Consider the following 24,242-nt stretch of genomic DNA (forward strand, 5'->3'; position numbering starts at 1 on the left):
TTAGTAGGTTTAATCGAAAAATGCTGTCGAGTAACCGTTATTTTTTATTTTTATAATCTTCCCAAACCTTATTGGCTTTTTCGGGCTGTTTCATTTTATTTTTATACAAATCGGCTAATTTTTGATAACAAACTTTTGATTCGCCTATCAAAATGGCTCTTTTATACTGCTGTTCGGCACTAGCGTATCGCTTGAAATATTCCTCGATATAGCCGCGAGACAAATATCCATCAACTGGTGACAATTCACGCAATTCGGTTGAATATTTGATGGCTTTGGATTCGCTTCCGCCCACAATTCCGGGCAGTTGCAGATTCAGTTCTATTAATGCCCAACGTGCTTCGATGTGTTTTGGATTTAAAGCAATGGCTTTTTCAAAAGAAGACCGCACTTCTCCAATCATCCCTAAAGCTTTGAATTTATTAACTTCCAAAGATTTCATCCCCAGAGCGCCTCCGTATTTATAGTAATAATTAGCCTCATTGGGTTTCAAAGTTTTCAGCTTTTTATAATAGCCAATACATTTGTCCCACGATTTATCCTGACCAGCAATATCGCCTAAGTATTCTATTGTTTTGAGATGACTTGGATTGCTTTTTAAGTAATTTTCCAAAATAGGCTGCGCTTGATCGTATTTCTTATCAATGTATAATTTCTCCCCTTTTTCAAAAGATTGGGAAAACAAAAACAGTGGAAATATCAAAAAGAAGCCTAGCAGTAATTTCATCCTCCAAAAATAAAGAATTTCTAAAAGAATAGAAGCCTTTTAATTTAAAAAAGGAAAGATAATTGAACGGAAATTAAGCACTAGAAAAAGATTTCACAATCAACTTTAGGATTCATAAAGTCATTTATTTACTATTAGATGAAAACATTCTAATTTCTTTTTTACAAATAACTCAACCACCATTTTTCTTTGTGCGCTCGTTTATATCCATCAAACTTTTTACATAATGGATAAAGCATCAAAATGACTCCAATCCAAACAACATAAACCACCCAAAGGTCAAAGCCATAGCCTTTCAAATTTGTTTCAAATCCAACCCAAGTTGACAAAATCATTTTCTGCCAACCAAATCCAGATAGTTCAGCAAAAATCAAGGCTAGCAAATGAATTATATAGAGATGCAAAATATAATAAAAGAAAGGAGCCCTGCCGAAGGTGCAAAAGTAATCCACAACTTTTCCTTTGAGTTTTTCGGTGTTGGCCAAAAACAAGAAAGACAAGCCCAAGGTCATCAATATATACAAAAATGACGGTGGATACTTAGTTGGATTTAAAAAAGAAATCAGGCTTTGAGAAAAAGTATCAAACTGTATAAATGGTTTTGAATCTCCATAGAGGTTTGTCAATCTTAACAAAACAAAAACAGCAATAGCAATTCCTCCTATGTAATTAAATATTTTTATTCGTTTACTAGCATCATAAGTTGGAGCATAAAATCCCCCAAAATAATATCCTAATGCCATTATCGCTATCCATGGAACAATTGGATATCCAATCACTAATTGGGTACTGTCTGTAAGCTGATAAACCATTTGTTCATGAACAATATCCCACCAAAAATTATCTGCATAATGAACATTATCAAACAAGTTGTGACAGCAAACAAGCAACAAACTAAAGATAAGAATAGCTATTCTTGGCAAATGAATCAAGGCCGATAAAAAAATCATACTAATTCCCAATGACCATATCACACGTAAACCAAAAGAACTAAAATCGACATTAAAAGACCATGCAAAACCGACTATTGTCAGCTCTACAAAAATTAGCCAAATTCCACGTTTTAATAAAAAACTCGACAACTCATTATGAGTTCTTCTTTTACTTGCCATATATGCGGAGACTCCTGCTAGAAAACTAAAGGTTGGTGCACAAAAATGAGTAATCCATCTCGTAAAAAAAATAGGCAAAGTAGTCTGAAGAGGATCTGATGGATCAAAAAAGAAAGAAGAATAATGGAAATAATCTCTCACATGGTCGAGTGCCATTAAAACCATAACTAATCCTTTCAGTAAGTCAATGGATTCAATTCGGGTATTGACAGGTAAAGTTAATGCCATAAATTAGCTTATTAGACAGTTAAAATTAATAAAAAAACATATGTATTACTATGTTAGAATACCTAAACAAAATTAAACGCAACATGCTTTTTAACAGTAATTTGACTCTAAATTAATCCTTATTTTTGGATTTACCAAAACCTCTCAAATTCCTGTTTTAGCTACTCGATCTGTAAACGCAATAATTTATCTTTTAATTTATGCAGATACTCATCACAAATAAACTGCATTAATGGTTTCTTCACAATACTATTCCACAATATTATGGATTATTTAACCCAAAACAAGCGAAGATTATTTTGTTTTAAAAATAAGAAAACACAAAACTTATAATAAATTTATAAGAAAAATTCAGTATTTTGTACGACAATTATTTTTGACATAACACCGTACTACAACTATTATGAAAAAATTTTATTTAGCCCTTCTTTTTATATCAACTTCACTATTTGCACAACAATACGAAAAGGATTGGAATAAGGTTATCAAAAACGAAAATGAAGGCAAAATGAAAACTGCCAATGAAATTGTTGCCAAAATCTATAAAAAAGCTGTTGCAAAAAAAGAAGAAGTGCAAATTATTAAATGTTTTTTCTATTCGTCCAAGTATTTACAAGTTGTGGATGAAAATGCTCAAACGAAAATTTTAAATAATTTAAAAGCGCAAATCAAACAAGTAAGCATTCCTTCTCAAGCGATTTTGAATTTGGTATACGGAAAATGTTTAAGTGAGTATTTTGACAAATATGGCTACAATATTCGAAGCAGGACAAATACAACTATTCTGGATGATGATTTTTTGACTTGGAGCCAAAACGATTTTAACACCCAAATTAATTTAGCTTTTGAAAAAACACTTGAAAACGAAGCTGTTTTAAAAAACACTCCGCTACTTAGTTACGAAGCCATTTTTGATTTTCTAACTTTAGAAAAACTCAAAAAAGAAAATATTTTTGATTATATGATAAGAGAAAATATTTCTTTTTATGCTAAAAAAATAAGTCCATGGAGTTTTCAACCAAAAGATTTTAAGGAATATAAAAAAACTCTTTTAGGAGATTCTAATGATTTTACTGAGCAAAAATTGGACTTTGTAAAAGATACCATTCTAAAAAAAGTTCTTTTTTTGTATCAAAAACAAGAGACCAATCATCCTTCTACAGACAATCAGCTGGATAGGATTACTTTTTGCAATGATTATCTTTTAAAGTTAGATACAGAGTTTTTACACACTTTGAATCATTTACAAAAAAACGCCAAAGATGAAATATTGTTGCAAAAAATTCAGTTGGCAAAAGCGGTAATTTATACCAAAGAAGCTTCAAAAGAAACACATCCTGAGTACAATATAAAAGCCATTACTATAATTGACAGTATTCTAGCTATTTCCAATCATTCGAACGCATACAAATTAGCTCAACAGAAAAAACAGGAAATCAATACCAAAACGCTTCAAATTCAACTTCAAAAATACATTTACAATAAAGAAAACACTAGGGCATTTATTCATTATAAAAACACCAATAATTTAACGATTTCTATTTTTAAAATAAATTACAGCAAAATTGCCGAATTTCATAACATCCCGCATAAACTTGACAGTTTGGCTTCCCAAATTGTAACAAATAAAAAACCTTTAATCACGAAAAATTACGAACTCATTGACAAGAAAGATTATTTTGAATATACCACCGAAGTTGTTTTACCACAGTTAGAAACCGGCAGTTATTTAGTTTATTTTGAAAGTGAAACTGATTTAAAAGATAAAAAAGCATTTGCTTATGAAACCATCACAGTATCGAATATCTCAGTTTTAGCAAATGCAAAAACTGATACCGAATACTACACTGTTCTCGACAGGAAAACAGGTAAACCGATGGAAAATGTCACTTTAAAGTCAACCTATTTTGACATGAAAACCAATGCTGACGGCTTGGCAACCTATAAATCAAAAGTGAGTACTAACAACTATTACAATAATTTCCCTACTCTATTAACCACAGAGAACGACACCATTTTAATTAACAAAAACTATGTAGCAAACGGCACTGATTATTATAAAAACAACGAAGATGACAACTTTAAAGGCAAAGTAGAATTCTACTTGGATCGTGCCATTTATCGTCCAGGCCAAACGGTTTTTTTCAAAGGAGTTGCTATTCAAAAAAAACAAAATACAACAGTTATCGTCCCAAAAACCGATTTTAAGATTACATTAAAAGATGCCAACTACAAAGAAATTAAAACCGTCAACGTTACAACCAATGACTTTGGCTCGTTTTGGGGAGAATTTGCTTTACCAAAAACGGGGCTGACAGGAAGTTTCAGTATTGAAGCAACGGAACCAGAAAATTACCTTATCCTGATTAAAACTAAAGATGAAAATCCATTTTGGGACAATGTAGATTTTGAGTCCTCAAGACAAGGATTCAAAGTGGAAGAATTCAAGCGTCCAAAGTTTGAAGTTACATTTGACCCAAGTAAGGAAAGCTATAAAGTAAACCAGATGATTACTATAAATGGAAATGCAAAAGCTTTTGCAGGAAGCAACATCACAGATGCCAAAGTAAATTATCGCATAATTCGAGAAACAAACACTTCAAATGGCAATTATTATTCTTGGCAAGGGCTTTCGACTACTATCGCTACTGGGGAGACTAAAACGGATGCCTCAGGTAAATTCCACATTAACTTTAATGCCATTCCAGATGACAGAGTGAATAAAGAAACACTACCTATTTTTGCTTATAGAATACAAGCAGATGTAACTGATTTGAACGGAGAAACTCATTCAAACCATATTGAAGTTAACATAGGATATCATGCCTTGATACTAAAAACTACAATTCCCCGAAAAATAGAAACTAAAAATGAAAATGAAATCCTGCTCAATAGCACTAATCTAAATGACCAATTTGTAGCGGCCAAAGGAGAAATAAAATTGTATCTACTAAAAGAAAATAATTCAAAATTCAAACCAAGAGTTTGGGGAATTCCCGATATCAAAAGTATTTCCGATCAAGATTTTAATCGTCTTTTCCCTTATGAAATTAATGAACGAACAGACTACCAATTAGAGAAAGGAACTTTGGTTTATACTAAATCAGTAAATACTGAAAAAGAGAAATCCTTCCCTCTTGATTTTATTTCTAATTACAAATCTGGAAATTACAGAGTAGATTTTACGGCAAAAGATAAATTTGATAATCCAATTACAGTCAGTACATTTTTTGAAATTGCCCAAAGTAAAGATACTTTAAACCAAAGCAAACTGATTACTTTAAAGCAACTCAATGATGACCCTAAAAAAGACGGATTTGTATTGGTACAACTTAAATCTGCCATTCCCGAACTTTTCATCACCACAACTGGAAATTATGATAGCAAATTGTTTTTTGAAGAAAACATAATTTTAAAAAACAATCAAGCCATTGTAAAAGTTCCGCTGGGGAATGAATTTAAAAATTTCGTAAATATAGGTTTTGAAAGTGTTTTCGAAAACCAAACTTTTACACAAAATTTAGTTTTAACTTTAAAAGAAGAAGAAGAAGAACCTAAATTAGATTTTAGCATAGAAAGTTTCAGAAACAAAATACAGCCTGGAAGTGCTGAAAATTGGTCTTTTAAATTGAATGCAACCAACACTTCAAAAGAATCCGAAATACTTGCATCAATGTATGACAGTTCTTTGGATCAATTTACGAAAGAGAATTGGCCTTCTTTGTATTTTGACTATTATATGCATAATGGTTTGAATAATAGAACCTCTTTAGGATTTGACAAAACCAATTCATCAATCCGCAATCTCAATCCTTATATAAAAAGAGTCGAACTCGATAATGAAACCACAAAATTGATTTGGTTCGGATTTGACTTTAATGAAACTTATTCGGTGTCCCAACAAAGGGAATACCAAAAACAACTCACCAAAAAAATTAAAAAGCCACTTAATGCCAAATTAATTTCGGGTGTTATTACAGACAATAAAGGACTTCCCTTGCCTGGAGTATATCTCTCAATAGACGGAACACAAAGAATCACTTCAACCGATTTTGATGGTTATTATGAAATAGAAGCCGCAATTGGAGAGATGTTAAAAATTTCCTATATAGGCCTTAAAACACAAACCATTAGCATTAATTCCAATCAATTAGACATTCAACTGGAAGAAGAGAGTTCTTCATTACAAGAAGTTGTTGTTACAGGTTATGGGGCAATGAAAAAGAAAAGTCTAGCTACTGCTGTTGAAGTAGTTGAATATGATAATTCTGTTCATAGTTTAGCCGGCATAGAAATTAAGCTTGGGGAGAAAGCACCTGGAATCACAATCAGAGGCACTACAATTAATGGAAAAAATGTTAATCCGCTGTACATTGTAGATGGAGAGCCAATGACTTTTGAACAAGTACAATTAATCGTTCCAGCAGACATTATTTCAATAGATATTTTAAAAGATGGAAAAGCAACCGCTTCATACGGAGAAAAAGGGAAAAACGGAGTCATCATCATCACTACTAAAAAATCATTAGAAGCTTTAACCCAAGTTAAAGCAAGAAAAAATCTATCTGAAACTGCTTTCTTTTTTCCGAATTTAAAAACAGATACCAAAGGAAAAGTAAGTTTTAATTTCACCTCTCCAGAAGCATTGACCGCTTGGAAACTCCGATTAATGGCACACAACAAAGATGCCGTAACAGGCTATTTGGAAAAAAGTGTAATTACCCAAAAAGAGCTAATGGTAACACCAAATTTTCCAAGGTTCTTTAGGGAAAAAGATACTATTGTGATAACCGCAAAAATTGCCAATGTCACCAAAGATGCCAAAACCGGAATTGCTATTTTACAATTTTTCGATGCAACAACGATGCAACCAATAGATGCCAAAATGCTGAATACAAAAAATGTCAAAAACTTTACTATTGATGCATTTGGTAATACAACTGCGAGTTGGACAATTGTCATTCCAGAAGGACTTCAGGGCGTTCAATATAAAATTTTGGCAAAGGCTGGAAATTTCTCAGATGGAGAAGAAAACATCTTGCCAGTTTTAACCAATAATATGTTAGTCACCGAAAGTATTCCGATTTGGGTGCGGGAAAATTCAAAGAAAGAATATACGTTTGAAAATCTAAAAAACAACAATTCAACCACTTTAAAAAATCATCAGTTTACTTTAGAATATACCTCAAATCCTTCTTGGACTGCCATTCAATCGCTTCCTTATTTGATAGAATACGAACACGAATGTGCCGAACAAACTTTCGCTCGTTTTTATGCTAATGCTTTGGCTTCGGAAATCATTTCCAGTATTCCAAAAATTGCCACCCTTTTTGAAACTTGGAGAAAAAATGGAAAATTGAATTCCAAACTGGAAGAAAACGAAGAACTAAAATCGATTATTCTTGCCGAAACGCCTTGGCTTAACGATGCCCAAAGTGAAGATGAAAAGAAAAAGAATCTGGCCTTGCTTTTTGATTTAGAAAAAATGAAAACTTCGCAACAAGTTACTTTTGAAAAATTAAAGCAAAAACAAAAACCGTCTGGAGGATTTTCTTGGTTTGACGGAAGCGATGAAAGCGAATACATTACCCGACATATTTTGGCAGGCTTAGGGCATTTGGCAAAATTAAATACTGATGACAAAACCATTGAAAAAATAGATCAAATTTCCGAAAAAGGAATTCCGTTTCTTGACAGCAAATTTTTAGAATATCATAAAATCAGAACCCAAAACCTTAAAGCAACAGACAAATTAATTTGGATAAATCCCAATTCTGATTTGCATTATCTCTATACCCGAAGTTTTTATTTAACCGATTATCCACTTTCCGATACTTTAAAGAAAGTAACCAAACGCTATTTAGTAACTGCCAAGGAAAATTGGCTAAACTATACTTTGTATGAAAAAGGAATGACAGCTTTGGTATTGAATCGTTTTGGAGAAAAAGCAATGGCAAAAACAATCCTCGAAAGTCTAAAAGAAACCGCTTCCAACAACGAAGATTGGGGTATGTACTGGATTGCAAACAAATCAGGCTGGTATTGGTATCAGGCTCCTATTGAGACCCAAGCTTTATTAATTGAGGCTTTCGCCGAAATTACGAACGACACCAAATCTATCGATGCGATGAAAGTTTGGCTTCTCAAAAACAAGCAAACCAAAAACTGGCCTACCACAAAAGCAACCACCGAAGCCGTGTATGCGTTACTAATGCAGGGTTCTGATTGGCTGAGTGTAAAAGACAATACAATATTCCAAATTGGAGATCAGAAAATAGTCAGCAAAAAACTATCCGAAAATGAAAAAGAATCCGAGACAGGCTACATCAAACTCAACTGGAAAGCCAATGAAATTAAAAAAGAAATGGCGACAATAACCCTTACCAATAAATCGAAAATACCAGGATATGGCGGTATTTATTGGCAGTATTTTGAAGATTTGGATAAAATAAAAACAAATTCGGGAACTAATTTATCTATTGCAAAAGAACTGTATATCAAGAAAAACACAGACAAAGGCCCTGAATTACAAAAAATAACAGCTTCGAATGTGCTGAAAATTGGAGATTTAGTTACCATCCGCCTACTCCTTTCAGCCAAAGAAGATATAGAATTTATTCACTTAAAAGATATGCGCGCTTCTTGTTTTGAACCCGTAGATGTATTATCTGGATACGAATATAAAGCTGGTTTAGGATTTTATAAAAGCACCAAAGACGCAGCAACACATTTCTTTTTTGATCGAATAAACAAAGGAACTTATGTGCTGGAATATGACATTCGAGTAAACAATACTGGTAATTTCTCTAACGGAATTTCAACTATCGAAAGTATGTATGCTCCAGAATATACAAGTCACACTAAGGGAATTCGAGTGAAGACAATTCAATAATCAAAAAAAGAAAAACAGATTTAATACCAACCGTCTTGTCTCAGTAACTCGACGGTTTTTTTTTATATACAAATAATACTCAGAACACATTGGGATAACATATCGATCTTACTTTCGTAAAAACTAAAAATGAAAAGGAAAAGAAAAATTCCATTAGTGGTTATAAGTGATGTCCATTTAGGAACTTATGGTTGCCACGCCAAAGAATTACTGCAGTATTTAAAATCAATAAACCCACAAACATTAGTCCTTAATGGCGACATTATCGATATGTGGAGTTTCACCAAAAGCTACTTTCCAGCTGCCCACATGAATGTATTAAGACAAATTATAAAAATGTCCAATCTGGGGACACGAGTTATTTACATTACAGGAAATCACGATGAAGCTTTACGCAAATATTCTGATTTTATTTTAGGCAATTTTGAGTTGGTTGACAAGTTGACATTAGATTTGGATGGCAAAAAAACGTGGATATTTCATGGTGATGTTTTTGATTCCTCAACCAAAGGCTATGCTAAAATACTAGCGAAACTAGGCGGAAAAGGCTATGATTTGTTGATTCTGATTAACAGTTTGATCAATTGGTTTTTGACTGTTTTGGGCAAAGAAAAAAGAAGCTACTCCAAAATGATAAAAGACAGCGTCAAGAAAGCGGCTTCCTTTATATCCAATTTTGAAACTACCGCTGCCGATGTTGCTATTCAAAAAAAATGTAGCTACGTAGTTTGTGGACACATTCACAAACCCCAAATGAAGGAAGTAGAAAATGAATATGGAAAAGTATTGTATCTCAATAGTGGCGATTGGATTGAAAATCTGACTGCATTAGAATATAAAAAACAAAAATGGAGTCTTTATCATTATAAAAAGGAGCATTACACGGATTCTGATAACAATGAGGAAAAAGTGGTCAATGACATTGTCAATAAAATTCTTTCCTAAAAAAATATACAGCAATGAAAATATTTTACGCCATACAGGCAACAGGCAACGGACACATCAGCAGGGCGGTGCAATTATATCCTTATCTGCAAAAATTTGGTGAGGTTGATTTTTTCTTAAGTGGTAACAATGCCAGTCTGGACATTAATTTACCTGTAAAATTCAAAAGCGAAGGCTGCAGTTTGCATTACAGTACCTGCGGCGGTTTGAATTATTGGGATATTGCCAAAAACATCAAACCCAAACAAATCTATAAAGATGCCAATGCTTTACCTCTAAAAAACTACGATGTAGTTATCAACGATTTCGACTCGATTACTTCCTTGGCCTGTAAATTACAAAAAGTGCATTCGATACAATTTGGACATCAAGCCAGTTTCATTTCTCCTAAAACGCCGAGACCCGAAAAGAAAAGCATTATGGGGGAAATGATCTTAAAACATTATGCTCCTTCTCCAAAAAACATTGGATTACATTTTGACAAATACGATGATTTTATTTATCCTCCCATTATCAAAGACGAAATCATACATTCAGAACCTAAAAACTCCGGACACATTACTATTTATTTACCCTCCTTCCAACAAGACTGCTTGGAAAAAGCATTCAATAAACTTCCTAATTTAAAATTTCACTGGTTTTTGAGTGGCATAGAAGCCAAGCACACAATTAAGAATGTTACTTATTTCCCAGTTAACCAACAGCAATTCAATAAAAGCCTCATTAACTGCGAAGGAATTATTACTGGAGGAGGATTTGAAACGCCCGCCGAAGCCTTGTATCTAGGCAAAAAAATACTTTCGATTCCTATCCGCAAGCATTATGAACAAGAATGCAATGCAGCCGCTCTTAAAAAACTAGGTGTTCCCGTACTGTATGATGTCGAAGACAATTTTGATTTAATAATCGAAAATTGGCTTGATTCCCGCATAAAATACCCTACCATGAAAGCAAATAATATTAAAGAAACCTTGGAGGTTTTATTTGACACGTATTATGATTAAATATATTTTTGTCTAGCTGTCTAGTCCTGAAAAAGAAACCCCGTCTGTTTTTAATAACAAGACGGGGTTTAATATTCAATAACGGTATGTTTTAAGGTTGCGCTTCCTTCACAATTGTCATTTCATCAATAATGTTTTGAGCTCCAGCATATTTATCAATAACCCAAAGCACGAAACGAATATCAAGATTGATGGTACGTTGCAGTTTTTTGTCAAAAATAACATCACCTGCCATAGCTTCGATATTTCCATCAAAAGCCACACCGATTAATTCACCTTTTCCATTCAATACAGGAGAACCTGAGTTTCCACCAGTAATATCATTATCAGTTAAGAAATTCACAGGCATATATCCAGCTTTGTCAGCATATTGACCAAAATCTTTTGCTTTGTTTAATTCCAACAAACGAGCTGGTAAATCAAATTCGGCATCACCTGCTTTATACTTATTAACCATTCCGGTCATTGTTGTATAGTTATTAATTTTGGCGTCATTGCGTTTGTCTGCAGGTAAAGCACGAACTTTACCATAAGTTAAACGCAAAGTAGAATTGGCATCTGGATACTGAATAGTATTCAATTTTGATTCTCTTAAACCTTCCACTAATTTGCGGTAAGCAATAGCAAAATCATCATCTGCTTTAGATTGTTCATCAGATTTGGCTCTAACTTTTGTTACCAAATCATTTGAAATAACATACAAAGCATCTGTAGCAATTAGTTCCGCTTTTGGATCTTTCATAAAAGCCTCAACCGATTCTTTACTGGCAAAAATACTTCCCGTAATTGCTTTATCCACATCAGCAGCAAAACTACCTTTATTGGTTTCTTTCATTTTAGCCACAACTGGAGCCAAACCATATTCTGATGCTTTAGCAGCGTACAAATTAAGCTGAGCAGTCAAAACTTCTTTTTCCAAAGGAGCATAAAAATCACCATAATAGTTATCAATTAAACCAGTTATCTTAGGAAGCATTTCAGCTCTTTTAGCGTCATTTTCTTTGTAATAAGCAATCAATGCATTCCCCAATATATATGGAGCAACACCATAAGAAGCTGTTCGCACCAATTGTGAAAGATAATTATCGTGACGTGATTTCAAATTTGTTTTTGCGTAATAATCGTTTATTGTAGCAATAACATTTCCGTATTTTTCTTTGTTCTCTGGCTTATTCGCCCAAGCATTGAATTTAGCTTCTTCATTTGATTTTGCAGCAGCAGTTTTTGCTTTAGTCAATGCATCAATCATCCCTTGACGGTTTTTCCAATAATTGGCTGTTGAAGCATATTTAGAAGCATATTTCAAGTTTACGCTTTCATCTTTACTCATGAACTTTTTCATGTTATCCATTCCGGTTTTTGCACCTTCAACATGTGCCGGATAAGCATATGTAACATTTTGTGCTATTCCTCCAGATGGCATCCAACGGTTTGTTCTTCCTGGATAACCCAAAATCATCGCAAAATCATTTTCTTTTGCTCCAGTAATATTTATTGGCAAATGGTGTTTCGGTTGCAAAGGCACATTCTCTTTGGAATATTCTGCAGGGTTTCCGTCTTTATCTGCATAAACTCTAAACATAGAGAAATCTGCAGTATGGCGTGGCCATTCCCAGTTATCGGTATCTCCACCAAATTTTCCAAGACTTTCTGTAGGCGTTCCTACTAAACGAACGTCTTTATAATCTTGGTATACAAAATAATAGTATTCATTTCCTTGAAAGAAAGGACGAACAGATACAGTGTATTTCCCACCTTCATTGTTTTCTTTTTCGATCAAAGCTATTTCTTGTTGAATCACTTTATTGCGTTCCGCTTCGGTCATTTTATCATTTACTTTTGATAAAATTCTTTTGGAAACATCATCCATACGTACGAAAAAACGAACATACAATGATTTTGGTTTTAATTCTTCGCTTTTGCTTTTAGCCCAAAACCCATTTTTTAAATAGTTTTGTTCTTCAGTTGAAAGTTCAGCAATTGCATCGTATCCACAGTGGTGGTTGGTTAATACCAAACCTTCTTTGGAAACGATTTCGGCCGTACAGCCTCCGTTGAATTGAACGATAGCATCCTTCAAACTATGATGATTGATACTGTAAATTTCTTCGGCTGTCAATTGCAAGCCCATTTTTTCCATATCTCTATGGTTCAGTCTTTCGATAAACATCAAAAACCACATTCCTTCATCTGCTCTAACAGGAAAAGCCATAAGGCACATCGTCAGGAATAAAATAATTTTTTTCATAAATAGTTTTTTTAAGTTTTAAATATGAGGTTACTTTACTAATTAGTTTTCGCTAATTTAAGTTTTGCAACCTCATATTTGAATAATTTTTAAGTGCTGCGAATATAAATCATTTTCGCAACTAAAAACTAATTGTTCATTTAAAATCAAAAACAAGTCATTGATTATTAACTTAATTTTAGGGATTGTGTAATTCAAATAAAAAAGGTGTTCTATTGCTAGAACACCTTTTTAATATAAAATACTGACTTTTAGTCATTCAGCATTTTCCATAATTTGTCTTTCAATTCAGTCAAACCTTGTTGGGCAACTGATGAGATAAACATATACGGAATGTCTTTGAATGCAACGTCAAGTTCAACTTTCAATTCGGCTTTCAGTTCATCATCCAGCATATCACATTTTGAAATTACCAATAAACGTTCTTTATCCAACATTTCCGGATTGTATTTGGTCAATTCATTCACCAAAATATCATATTCTTCCTTGATGTTTGGTGTATCAACAGGAACCAAGAACAATAAGGTCGAATTACGCTCGATATGACGCAAGAAATAGTGACCTAATCCTTTTCCTTCAGCAGCACCTTCAATAATTCCCGGAATATCGGCAATTACAAAAGATTGAAAATCTCTGTAAGCCACAATTCCAAGATTTGGTTTCAATGTTGTAAAAGGATAATCGGCAATTTTTGGTTTTGCAGAAGTCAACACAGACAGTAGCGTTGATTTTCCTGCATTAGGAAAACCTACCAAACCTACATCGGCCAATACTTTAAGTTCCAAAATCACGTCCATTTCCACACCCGGCAAACCTGGTTGAGAATATCTCGGTGTTTGATTCGTTGAGCTTCTAAAGTGCCAGTTCCCTAACCCTCCTTTACCTCCGCGAGAAAGAATTTGTTTCTCTCCGTCTTCGGTAATTTCAAAAAGAGTTTCTCCAGTTTCTTTATCTTTTACGACTGTACCCAACGGAACTTCGATGTATTTATCATCTCCATCAGCACCAGTACTTCTATCTCCACTTCCATCACCACCATTACCCGCTTTAATATGACGTGCAAATTTCAAGTGAAATAAAGTCCAAAGTCCTTTGTTTCCCACTAAATATACGTGTCCCCCTCGTCCACCATCACCACCGTCTGGTCCGCCTTTTTCAATAAATTTTTCTCTATGCAAATGCGTAGATCCCTTTCCTCCTTTTCCTGAAGAAACATAAATTTTTACGTAATCTACAAAATTCCCTTCTGTCATATCTTCTTGTTTAAGATTTAAAGGCTTAAGGGTTTAAAGGTTTAAGAGTTTAAAGGCTTAAGGGTTATGGGTTAGCTAATTTTCGACTAACTTTAAACTACTTTGAACACTTTTAAACTACTTTAATCTACTTTAAACTGATTAAACTTTTAAATCAATTTTTTAAACCTTTAAGGCTTTAACCATTACTTTATCAATCTTCACGCCATCCATATCGATGACCTCTAACTCAAATTTTTGCCAAATCAACTTTTCTCCTTCTTTTGGAATACGGGACAATTCGGTCATTATTAATCCACTCACAGTGGTCACTTCATAATCATTTATCAAATCATCCAACTCGAAATACGTCAGGAAATCGTGCAGCGAATAATGTCCATCTACCATCCAGGTTCCATCCTCTCTCTCGATTAATTGGAAATCATCTTTATAAAAATCGGATGCATTACCAACTAGTGCTTCAAGAATATCATTCAAAGTAATTACCCCTTGAAAAACTCCATATTCATCCGAAACCAATGCATAATGAATTCCTGTTTCCTTGAACTGTTCCAGTGCTTTATATGCTGTCGTTTGCTCCATCATAAAAGGGGCTTCGGTCATAATTTCGGCCAAATTGAAACTTTCGTTTTCAAAATGGGCAAAGATATTTTTCAAATTTACAACTCCTACAATATCATCATGATTTTCACCATACACAGGATAAATGGAATGCAATTCTTTTAGCATAAATTCCTTTACCTGATTCTTATTTGCATGCAAAGGCAAGAGCATAACCGATTTTCTGTGCGTCATCAACGAATTGATTTTTCGATCTCCAATATGAAAAACACGCTCTACGATATCTTGTTCTATTTCCTGAACCTCACCACCTTCGGTTCCTTCTTTGATGATTGCTTTTATCTCTTCTTCAGTAACTTTTCCGTCAGCGGTAGGCTTTATACGCAGTACATCCAATAAAAATTCTGTTGAAGTGGTTAGCAACCATATAAAAGGAGCCGTAATTATAGAAACAATTTTCATCGGTAACGCCACGGCTTTGGCAATAGCTTCCGGATGGTTCAATCCAATTCTTTTGGGCAATAACTCTCCCAGTACCAACGAAAAGAACGTCAATATTACAACTACAATTCCAACAGCGATTGAATGCGCAAACGGAATCAATACATGAAATCCTTTTACAAATAACTCGACATCTACAGTGATTTTGTCCCCACTGTAAATACCTGTAAGTATTCCGATAAGCGTTATTCCTATTTGTACTGTTGACAGAAACTTATTTGGCGAATTGGCTAAATCCAAAGCGATTTGGGCACTTTTGTTTCCCTTTTTTGCTGCGGTTTCCAATCTGTTTTTTCTGGCCGAAATCAATGCAATTTCAGACATAGAGAAAACCCCATTTAAGAGTATCAGAAAAAATATTATTACTATTTCCAATGTTTAGATAATTCGTTTATATTTTTGATTCTTAGAATCTTGTTGTTGCGTAATCTTATTTTAATAGCCCAGATGGAAGTGAAAAGCCCACAGTCCCGTTGTTTAATTTTTATGAGTGACACAAAAGCGACTGAAAGAAGCTTATGGGGCGCTTTAGAAAAATAAACAACGGGACGCGGACTTGAAACGTACAGCTGGAAATTGCTTCTACAAATTATCGATAACCGCTGTTAATCTCTCTGTAATTTCTTGAATAGATCCTATTCCATTTACAGCGTGAAACTTATTTTGTGCTTTATAATACCCCATTAATGGAGCCGTTTTTTCATTATATTCTTGGTAACGATTTCTGATTTTGTCTTCATCTTGATCGTCAACTCTTCCGCTGGTTTTTCCTCTTTCCAATAATCTAGCCACCAGAATATTGTCGTCAGCCTCAAGAGCAACTGTTGCAGCTACAGATGAACCAATTGTAGGCAAAAATGCATCCAATGCTTCAGCTTGTGCAATAGTTCTTGGATATCCGTCGAATAAAATTCCGTTTGAATCCAAGTGTTTGTTTACCTCATCAATAAGCATTTTGGTAGTCAACTCGTCTGGAACCAAATCTCCGGCATCCATATACACTCTTGCTTCTTTACCTAATGGAGTGTCGTTTTTCAAGTTGTAACGAAAAACATCTCCAGTTGAAATGTGTGTTAATTTGTATTTTTCTTTTAAAAATTCTGCCTGAGTTCCTTTTCCTGCTCCTGGCTTTCCAAATAAAACTATATTGATCATTCCTTTTTTATATATGATTTTTACTATTTTGTTATTCCTTTAATTGATAAACTTCGGGTAAATTCCTGCCCAAACCATCGTAATCCAAACCAAAACCAACGATGAATTTGTTGGGAATACGAATACCCACATAGTCAATTTTTAGGTCTTTTTTGAAAGCATCCGGTTTGAAGAAAAGTGTTGCGATTTTAAAATGTTTTACATTTTGACTCTTAAACAACTTTTTCAATTCTTCCAAAGTGTTTCCTGTATCTATAATATCCTCAATAACAATAACGGTTCTCCCCGTTAAATCTTGGTTTAAACCTATTAATTGCTTAACCGATTCTGTAGAGGAAGTTCCTTCGTAAGAAGCTAGTTTGATAAAAGACACTTCACAAGGTTTCTTGTATAATTTTAAAAAATCGGAAACTACCATAAAAGAGCCATTCAATACTCCAATAAAAATTGGTGTCTCATCAAAAAAATCATCTTCTATTTGCGCTACCATTTTTTCAATAGCAAAGTTTATCTCTTGGGCTGAAATAAACGGAACAAATTGTTTATCGTGTAGTTGTATCACAGTTTTATATTTTAAAATCTTTGGCAAAGATAGGGATTTCACTTTTGACAATTGTCAATTGATTTGTACTTTTAAACCAAAAACACCAATGATGGTCACCGAATTCCAAAAAAACTTAGATTATGTAACTGGACATCGAGCCAACAGACAAAAATATGCGGATGAAGTTCTGGATAATCGAGAACTATTCCCTGAGTTAATACAACTGTGTTTTCAGATTTCGAACAAGAATTCGTCCAAAGCCTGTTGGATTCTGGAATTTGTATGCTACCAAAAATTAGAGTGGCTTGAAAACCATTTGGATTTTTTCTGTTCTAATATCAAAAATCTTAAAGACGAAAGCGCCATACGGCCAGTAGCAAAAATCTGCCAACTTTTGGTCCTTTCCCATTATAAGAAAAAAGAGGTGCAGCTTTCAGAAAAACATTTGGAGGAAATCATAGAAAATAGTTTTGATTGGTTGATTAACGATATAAAAGTGGCGTCAAAAGCCTATTCGATGCGTACCTTATATATTTTAGGACAACATTATGATTGGATACATCCTGAATTGAAAATTATAATTACAAAAGATTTTCCAAATCATACTGCAGCTTATAAGGCTGTCGCCAAAGAAGTTTTGAAGAAAATAAAATAGCATTTTCCTATTCGATTAGGAAAAAGTATCTTTGCATACTCAAGGCAAATGCCAAACAGACAAAGTAAATACCAATCACAATGAATTATTTTTCTTCTGATTTTAAATTAGGAATATTAGGTGGAGGACAATTAGGCAAAATGCTGTTGTTTGACACGAGAAAATTTGACATACAAACTTATGTTCTTGATCCTAGTGACGAAGCACCATGCAAAATTGCGTGTAATCATTTTTTTCAAGGTGACTTGATGGATTTTGAAACGGTTTACAATTTTGGAAAACAAGTAGATGTTTTGACTTTTGAAATTGAATTGGTAAATCTAGATGCTTTGGAAAAATTGGAAAACGAAGGTTTAAAAGTATATCCTTCTCCAAAAACACTGAAACTGATACAAAACAAAGGCATTCAGAAAGCCTTTTATATAGAGAATAATATTCCAACAGCTCCTTTTAAACGTTTTGCAACTTTAAAAGATTTGGTGGTTGATTTAGTGGATTCTAATATCCAACTTCCTTTTGTTTGGAAGTGTACCGAATTTGGATATGACGGAAACGGTGTGAAAGTCATCAGACAAACTTCTGATTTAGAAAATTTACCCAACGTCGAATGTATTGCAGAAACAATGGTGCCTTTCAAAAATGAATTGGCCGTTATTGTTTGCCGCAATCCACAGGGAGAAATAAAAACATACCCAGTAGTAGAAATGGAATTTCATCCTGAAGCCAACCAAGTGGAGTATGTAATTTGCCCTGCCCGAATTGATGAAAAAGTAGCCGAAAAAGCAAGAGCAATTGCCTTGAATGTTTCTAAGCAATTCAATCACGTAGGCCTTTTGGCAGTGGAAATGTTTCAAACCGAAGACGACGAAATTCTAGTAAACGAAGTCGCACCTCGCCCACACAATTCCGGTCATTATTCCATTGAAGCCAGTTATACTTCACAATTTGAAAACCATTTACGTGCAATTCTTGATTTGCCTTTAGGGAATACTGAAAGTAAAGTGGCCGGAATTATGGTTAATCTTACTGGCGCAGAAGGCTTTTCTGGAGATGTCGTTTACGAAAATATAGAGAAAATATTAGGATGGAATGGTGTTACACCACACATTTACGGTAAGAAACAAACCCGCCCTTTCAGAAAAATGGGACATGTAACAATTGTCAATGAAGACATTAATGAAGCGAGAAGAATTGCTGAGGATGTAAAGAATACGATAAGAGTGATTAGTTAAAAATAATTATAAATGTTGAATTATAATTTATAATTCAAAACTCAACATAAAAACAATGAGCAAAGTAGCCATAATAATGGGAAGCATTTCGGATATGCCGGTAATGCAAGATGCCATAGACATTTTAAAAGGATTTGACATAGCTGTAGAAGTCGATATTGTATCGGCACACAGAACTCCTGAAAAGTTATTTGATTTTAGTAAAAATGCTCATACCCGTGGTATTTCGGTGATTATTGCCGGAGCTGGTGGTGCTGCACATTTACCAGGAATGGTGGCTTCTATGTCCCCGCTACCCGTGATTGGAGTTCCTGTAAAATCAAGCAACTCTATTGATGGTTGGGACAGTGTTTTATCCATTTTACAAATGCCTGGTGGCGTTCCTGTAGCAACAGTCGCTTTAAACGGAGCAAAAAATGCCGGAATCCTCGCTGCACAAATAATAGGAAGTGCTGACGCAACTATTTTAGATAAAATCATCACCTATAAAGAAGGTCTTAAAGAAGCGGTTTACAAATCTTCTGAAAACTTGAATAAATAAAAAAAGCTCCTAAAAAAGGAGCTTTTTTGGTATTGTAAAATTTAAATTTGGGGGAATTTAATTTTATCAATAATGTGTGTGGTATTTAATTATATAATTTTTTTTGATTTGGGACAAAAAGAGCTTATAATTCTCGACTGAATTAGTTCATGTGTTAACTAATTACTCGACAAAAGTACACAAATAATCGACAAAATACACCTCGATTGAAAAATTTAACACAATTTTCTTCTTTTTTGTTTTTAAAGGATAAAAATATAAAACGATAACAACCACTTGTTTGTAAAAAAATAGAATATAGAATTATGAATATACTACTTCAAAAATTTGGCACCAAGCTAGACACCGCGCCATTTTCTAAAATAAAAAATGAAGATTACATTCCTGCTTTTCAGGAAGCAATTGATTTGGCCAAAGCCGAAATTGACGCAATTGTGAACAATACAGAAAACCCTACTTTTCAAAACACAATTGAGGCTTTATCATTTAGTGGAGACACCTTGGATCGAATTTCAAGTATCTTTTTCAATTTAAATTCGGCTGAAACGAGTGACGAAATGCAAAAAATCGCTCAAGACGTTTCACCTTTATTATCTGAATTTGGAAATGATGTTCGCTTGAATGCCGCTTTATTTGCCAAAGTAAAAACCGTTTATGATCAAAGAGAATCTTTGAACTTAAATCCGGAACAAACAACACTTCTTGATAAACAATACAAAAGCTTTTCCAGAAATGGAGCAAATTTACCAGAAGACAAGAAAAATCAGTTACGAGAAATCGACAAAGAACTATCGAAATTGAGTTTGCAATTTGGCGAAAATGTATTGGCTGAAACCAATGCTTTCGAATTGCATCTTATAGATGAAAAGGATTTGGCAGGTTTACCGGAAGGAACTATTGAAGCGGCTCGTTCATTGGCGAAAGCCCAGGAAAAAGAAGGTTGGATTTTCACCTTAGATCATCCTAGTTACATTCCGTTTGTAACTTATGCTGACAACCGTGAATTGCGCAAAAAAATTGCGATTGCTTTTGGAGCCAGATGTTTCCAAAATAACGAATTCAATAATCAGGAGATTGTTTTAAAAATTGCCAAACTGCGCTTCGAAAGAGCCAATCTTTTGGGTTATAAAACTCACGCTCATTTTGTACTTGAAGAGCGCATGGCCGAAAGTCCAGAGAAAGTATTATCCTTTTCAAATGATTTATTAGCTAAAGCCAAACTGGCTGCACAAAAAGAATTTGAACAATTATCAGCTTTCGCTAAAGAATTGGATGGTATTGAGCAACTTGAAAAATGGGATGGCGCTTATTATTCGGAAAAATTGAAACAACAATTATTCAATTTGGATGATGAGAAATTGAAACCGTACTTCCAATTAGAGAAAGTATTGAATGGCGCTTTCACTATTGCCGAAAAACTATATGGACTTACTTTTACAGAGGTTTTTGATATTGATAAATACCACGAAGAAGTAACCACCTATGAAGTAACAGATAAAAACAAAGAATTAGTTGCTGTTTTCTACGCCGATTTCTTTCCAAGAAAAGGAAAACGAAATGGCGCTTGGATGACTTCTTTCAAATCACAATACATCAAAGACGGCAAAAACGAAAGACCACACATTTCGAATGTTTGCAACTTTACAAAACCTACCGAAACCAAACCGTCGCTTTTGACATTTAACGAAGTGACGACCTTATTTCACGAATTTGGACACGGATTACACGGAATGTTGGCAAATACAACATACCCAAATCTCTCGGGAACATCAGTTTATTGGGACTTTGTGGAATTACCAAGTCAGATTATGGAAAACTGGTGCTACGAACCAGAAGCTTTGGCTTTGTTTGCACACCATTATGAAACCGGCGAAGTTATACCGCAAGAATATGTTGAAAAAATCAAAGAAAGTGCAAGTTTTCAGCAAGGAATGGCAACTAATCGCCAATTGAGTTTTGGATTATTGGACATGGGGTGGCACGGACAAGATCCAACGAATATTACTGATATCAAAGCTTTTGAAACCGAACAATTTGCTTCTACGCAATTGTATCCAGATGTAAAAGAAAATGCAATGAGTACTGCATTTTCGCATATTTTTCAAGGCGGATATTCCTCAGGATATTACAGCTACAAATGGGCTGAAGTTCTTGATGCTGATGCATTTGATTATTTCTTAGAAGAAGGAATTTTTAACACTGAAGTAGCAGAAAAATTTAAAGAACATGTACTTTCGAAAGGTGGAACCGAACACCCGATGATTTTGTACAAACGTTTTAGAGGACAAGAGCCTAAACCAGATGCTTTGTTGAAAAGAGCAGGGTTGTTGTAAAAATAATACAAACCGAAGTTTTAGAGCTTCGGTTTTTTTATTGAACCAAAACCATAAGCAACCCCAAAAAATAGGCACACTCTATACCCAAAAAGAAGTGTAATACTTAGACGTCTTTTTTATTTGCAAAAAACAAAAACAAAGCCATGACAACAGCAATGTCAAAACAATACTGTAAATTGAAAAATGATATTATCATAGTATTATAAAATAAAGAGGAAGACTATTATTTAAGCTTTGAATAAAAATTGCAAAAATACATTTGATCTTTTTTTCCATGAATCCTCACTATGAGTAGCTCCTTCAAATTTTAAAGTTTCCCAGTTTTTCCCTTTTATATATCCTTTCTCAAGCATTAATTGGTCTACCTTTATTTGATGCACTTCGTAAAAACGATCAATGGCCAAAGTACCATAGTCAAAGTAAATTCGGTGCGTTTTAGGGTCTGGTAAATTGTGTTTTAAATAGGTACGTATAGACTCTGATGGAGAGATAAACTCGTTATCAAACAACACAGACCAATGTGTTGATATACAAGCAGCTTTACCGAAAATTTGTGGATATTCGCAAATTGCATACAATGAAATAAGCGCACCCGAAGAACTACCGCCAATGGCTGTTGAAGCTGCTTCTGTTTTAGTACGATAATTTTTGTCTATAAATGGTTTTAATTCATTAACTAAAAATTTAAGGTAGTTATCTGCCAAATAATTAGAAGTGTCACTAGCTTGTTCTAAGCCCCCTTGTTCCATCAATACATAGTCCTCTTTGGTTAAATAAACAGTGGCTTTTTGAGGAAAATATTCAAAAAAACGAGTATCAACATTTGAGATCCCTACAATAATACAAGGACTTATTTCATTATTTTTGATTGCATTACGGCTACTTTTGTCTAATTCCCAAGCCCTACCTTTATATGCAGTTTGAGGGTCAAACAAATTTTGTCCATCCTGCATATACAAAACTGGAAAATGCTTGGACGGGTTTTCTTCGTATTCCTTAGGTAAATAAATTTGAACTTTTCTTGCTTTAACATAAGCAGACTCAAAATCCATAACAAGTACTTTGTCCTTAGCTTCAATAGTGTTTTGACCAAATAACAAATTGGTAAATAAGGTAAGAATTAATATAAAGAATACGATATGTCTTTTCATAACTAGATTGTGTTGAGGATAAAAAAATGGAACTTTAAAATTGTTCCTTAAGTTGATTTTTAAAATGCTAAATTAAAAACAAGTAGTGCTTTTTCTGTTTTAACAATGATTTACTTATCAACAAAAATGGTTTTTAAAAATTCAGAATATTTCTCATTGAACAGTTATACATATAAATAACCACCAAACAATAGGCACACTTTCAACCCAAAATGAAGTGTAATATTTGCTGCGTTTTTCATTGGCGAAAGCCAAAAACAAAGCAATAACAATAACAATAGCAAAAATCAATTTCAATGACAAAAATTGAATACTTGAATTAAAATTATTAGTATTGAAATCACTGTTAAACAATTCCAAAAAACAAAAAATCATCAATAAAACATATCCCAGATTTTTAGTTCGCCTCACTCCTATTTGCTGAGGAACGGTTTTCAAGTGAGGATCATCATTGGCCAAATCAATAATTTCAAAAATAAGAATCAGCACAAAAACCAATATAAACCGCTGAATACTTTTTAGATAGAAATCCGAGGTTATTGCAATTCCTGCATCCAGAATTGGCAATACTAAAGTCACTCCTACCCAACACAAAGACACAATATAAATTTTGATACCAGCCCAATTTCTGGCATTTTTTCGGTTTGGAAAAAATGGTAATGTGTACAACAAAGTCAAGGATAAAACGCCTACTGAAACAATTTGGGTTATGCGTTGCAATTGAAAAAAGTAAAAACCAACTGCTAGAAAAGAAAGAACACTAAACAAAATAATAAGTTTCAAACTAGTTCGCATTTTTACTTTATGGGTACGGGCGAAGCTATCGTACTTCACAAAATTATAGCCCACAATAGTTCCAAAAAAAGCGAAATTTGCAATCGGCTTATCCTCTGGAATATTGAACATAAAATTAGTCATTTGCACCAATGCAAAACAGGACAAAGCAACGTGTATGCTACTGTTTATATAAAATTGGAGAATGCTTTTTAAAATCTTCATTAAACAAATTTAATCAATTGTTAATAAATCAGTCCATTAGTTGAAAAATCCCTATAAAATCAAGTTAAAAAAGGGCTTTATTAAGAGATTAATATTTATTTTTGCACCACAAAAAACACAACACTTTTATTTCTACACTAAATAGTCTGGATTGGACT

The 24,242-nt window shown here is 33.8% G+C and carries 16 protein-coding genes; 7 read left to right on the forward strand and 9 right to left on the reverse strand.

The genetic code is table 11. The features are described 5' to 3' along the window. Positions 1 to 37: 37 nt before the first annotated feature. Both B0E44_RS03935 and B0E44_RS03940 read right to left on the reverse strand, forming a co-directional pair. Entirely contained in the window at positions 38 to 727 is a 690-nt protein-coding gene (locus B0E44_RS03935) for a lipopolysaccharide assembly protein LapB (protein ID WP_077370898.1), read from the reverse strand. Positions 728 to 888: 161 nt separating this feature from the next. Further along, a complete protein-coding gene (locus B0E44_RS03940; protein WP_077370899.1) occupies positions 889 to 2,067 on the reverse strand; it encodes a DUF1624 domain-containing protein in 1,179 nt (392 codons plus the stop codon). Positions 2,068 to 2,470: 403 nt separating this feature from the next. Between B0E44_RS03940 and B0E44_RS03945 the strand changes: the two genes are divergently transcribed. The 3 genes from B0E44_RS03945 to B0E44_RS03955 all read left to right on the forward strand — a co-directional run bounded on the left by B0E44_RS03945 (position 2,471) and on the right by B0E44_RS03955 (position 10,908). Continuing rightward, a complete protein-coding gene (locus tag B0E44_RS03945) occupies positions 2,471 to 8,959 on the forward strand; it encodes an alpha-2-macroglobulin family protein (protein WP_077370900.1) in 6,489 nt (2,162 codons plus the stop codon). 129 nt (positions 8,960 to 9,088) lie between these two features. Then, positions 9,089 to 9,904 (forward strand): UDP-2,3-diacylglucosamine diphosphatase, encoded by an 816-nt coding sequence (locus tag B0E44_RS03950; protein ID WP_077370901.1) that lies wholly within the window; start codon positions 9,089 to 9,091, stop codon positions 9,902 to 9,904. Between the two features lie 14 nt (positions 9,905 to 9,918). Beyond that, positions 9,919 to 10,908: a glycosyltransferase family protein gene (locus B0E44_RS03955; protein ID WP_077370902.1), complete on the forward strand. Its 990-nt coding sequence runs from the start codon at positions 9,919 to 9,921 to the stop codon at positions 10,906 to 10,908. Between the two features lie 91 nt (positions 10,909 to 10,999). On the opposite strand, the gene B0E44_RS03960 is transcribed toward B0E44_RS03955, so the two are convergent. The 5 genes from B0E44_RS03960 to hpt all read right to left on the reverse strand — a co-directional run bounded on the left by B0E44_RS03960 (position 11,000) and on the right by hpt (position 17,188). Next, positions 11,000 to 13,156 (reverse strand): S46 family peptidase, encoded by a 2,157-nt coding sequence (locus B0E44_RS03960; protein ID WP_077370903.1) that lies wholly within the window; start codon positions 13,154 to 13,156, stop codon positions 11,000 to 11,002. Positions 13,157 to 13,407: 251 nt separating this feature from the next. Then, positions 13,408 to 14,409 carry a GTPase ObgE gene (gene obgE, locus B0E44_RS03965; RefSeq protein WP_077370904.1) on the reverse strand — a complete coding sequence of 334 codons (1,002 nt, stop codon included), beginning with the start codon at positions 14,407 to 14,409 and terminating at the stop codon, positions 13,408 to 13,410. 162 nt (positions 14,410 to 14,571) lie between these two features. Then, a complete protein-coding gene (locus B0E44_RS03970) occupies positions 14,572 to 15,846 on the reverse strand; it encodes a hemolysin family protein (protein WP_077370905.1) in 1,275 nt (424 codons plus the stop codon). Between the two features lie 207 nt (positions 15,847 to 16,053). Next, complete coding sequence (locus B0E44_RS03975) at positions 16,054 to 16,626, reverse strand: adenylate kinase (protein WP_077370906.1); 573 nt, start codon at positions 16,624 to 16,626, stop codon at positions 16,054 to 16,056. 31 nt (positions 16,627 to 16,657) lie between these two features. Further along, positions 16,658 to 17,188, reverse strand: a complete 531-nt coding sequence (gene hpt / locus B0E44_RS03980) for a hypoxanthine phosphoribosyltransferase (RefSeq protein ID WP_077370930.1) — start codon at positions 17,186 to 17,188, stop codon at positions 16,658 to 16,660. An 88-nt stretch (positions 17,189 to 17,276) separates the two neighbouring features. Here hpt and B0E44_RS03985 point away from each other — a divergent pair, with 88 nt between their 5' ends. The 4 genes from B0E44_RS03985 to B0E44_RS04000 all read left to right on the forward strand — a co-directional run bounded on the left by B0E44_RS03985 (position 17,277) and on the right by B0E44_RS04000 (position 21,931). Further along, positions 17,277 to 17,825 carry a hypothetical protein gene (locus B0E44_RS03985; RefSeq protein ID WP_254423240.1) on the forward strand — a complete coding sequence of 183 codons (549 nt, stop codon included), beginning with the start codon at positions 17,277 to 17,279 and terminating at the stop codon, positions 17,823 to 17,825. Positions 17,826 to 17,905: 80 nt separating this feature from the next. After that, positions 17,906 to 19,057 carry a 5-(carboxyamino)imidazole ribonucleotide synthase gene (locus tag B0E44_RS03990; protein WP_077370908.1) on the forward strand — a complete coding sequence of 384 codons (1,152 nt, stop codon included), beginning with the start codon at positions 17,906 to 17,908 and terminating at the stop codon, positions 19,055 to 19,057. A gap of 55 nt (positions 19,058 to 19,112) precedes the next feature. Further along, the gene (gene purE, locus B0E44_RS03995) at positions 19,113 to 19,598 is read left to right on the forward strand and encodes a 5-(carboxyamino)imidazole ribonucleotide mutase (protein WP_077370909.1); all 486 of its coding nucleotides are present in this window, start codon (positions 19,113 to 19,115) and stop codon (positions 19,596 to 19,598) included. A 305-nt stretch (positions 19,599 to 19,903) separates the two neighbouring features. After that, complete coding sequence (locus B0E44_RS04000) at positions 19,904 to 21,931, forward strand: M3 family metallopeptidase (RefSeq protein WP_077370910.1); 2,028 nt, start codon at positions 19,904 to 19,906, stop codon at positions 21,929 to 21,931. 230 nt (positions 21,932 to 22,161) lie between these two features. On the opposite strand, the gene B0E44_RS04005 is transcribed toward B0E44_RS04000, so the two are convergent. Both B0E44_RS04005 and B0E44_RS04010 read right to left on the reverse strand, forming a co-directional pair. After that, positions 22,162 to 23,085 (reverse strand): alpha/beta hydrolase, encoded by a 924-nt coding sequence (locus B0E44_RS04005; RefSeq protein WP_077370911.1) that lies wholly within the window; start codon positions 23,083 to 23,085, stop codon positions 22,162 to 22,164. Positions 23,086 to 23,238: 153 nt separating this feature from the next. Beyond that, complete coding sequence (locus tag B0E44_RS04010; RefSeq protein ID WP_077370912.1) at positions 23,239 to 24,084, reverse strand: hypothetical protein; 846 nt, start codon at positions 24,082 to 24,084, stop codon at positions 23,239 to 23,241. Positions 24,085 to 24,242: the final 158 nt, after the last annotated feature.

The organism is Flavobacterium sp. A45 (assembly GCF_002001005.1).
Lineage (GTDB): Bacteria > Bacteroidota > Bacteroidia > Flavobacteriales > Flavobacteriaceae > Flavobacterium.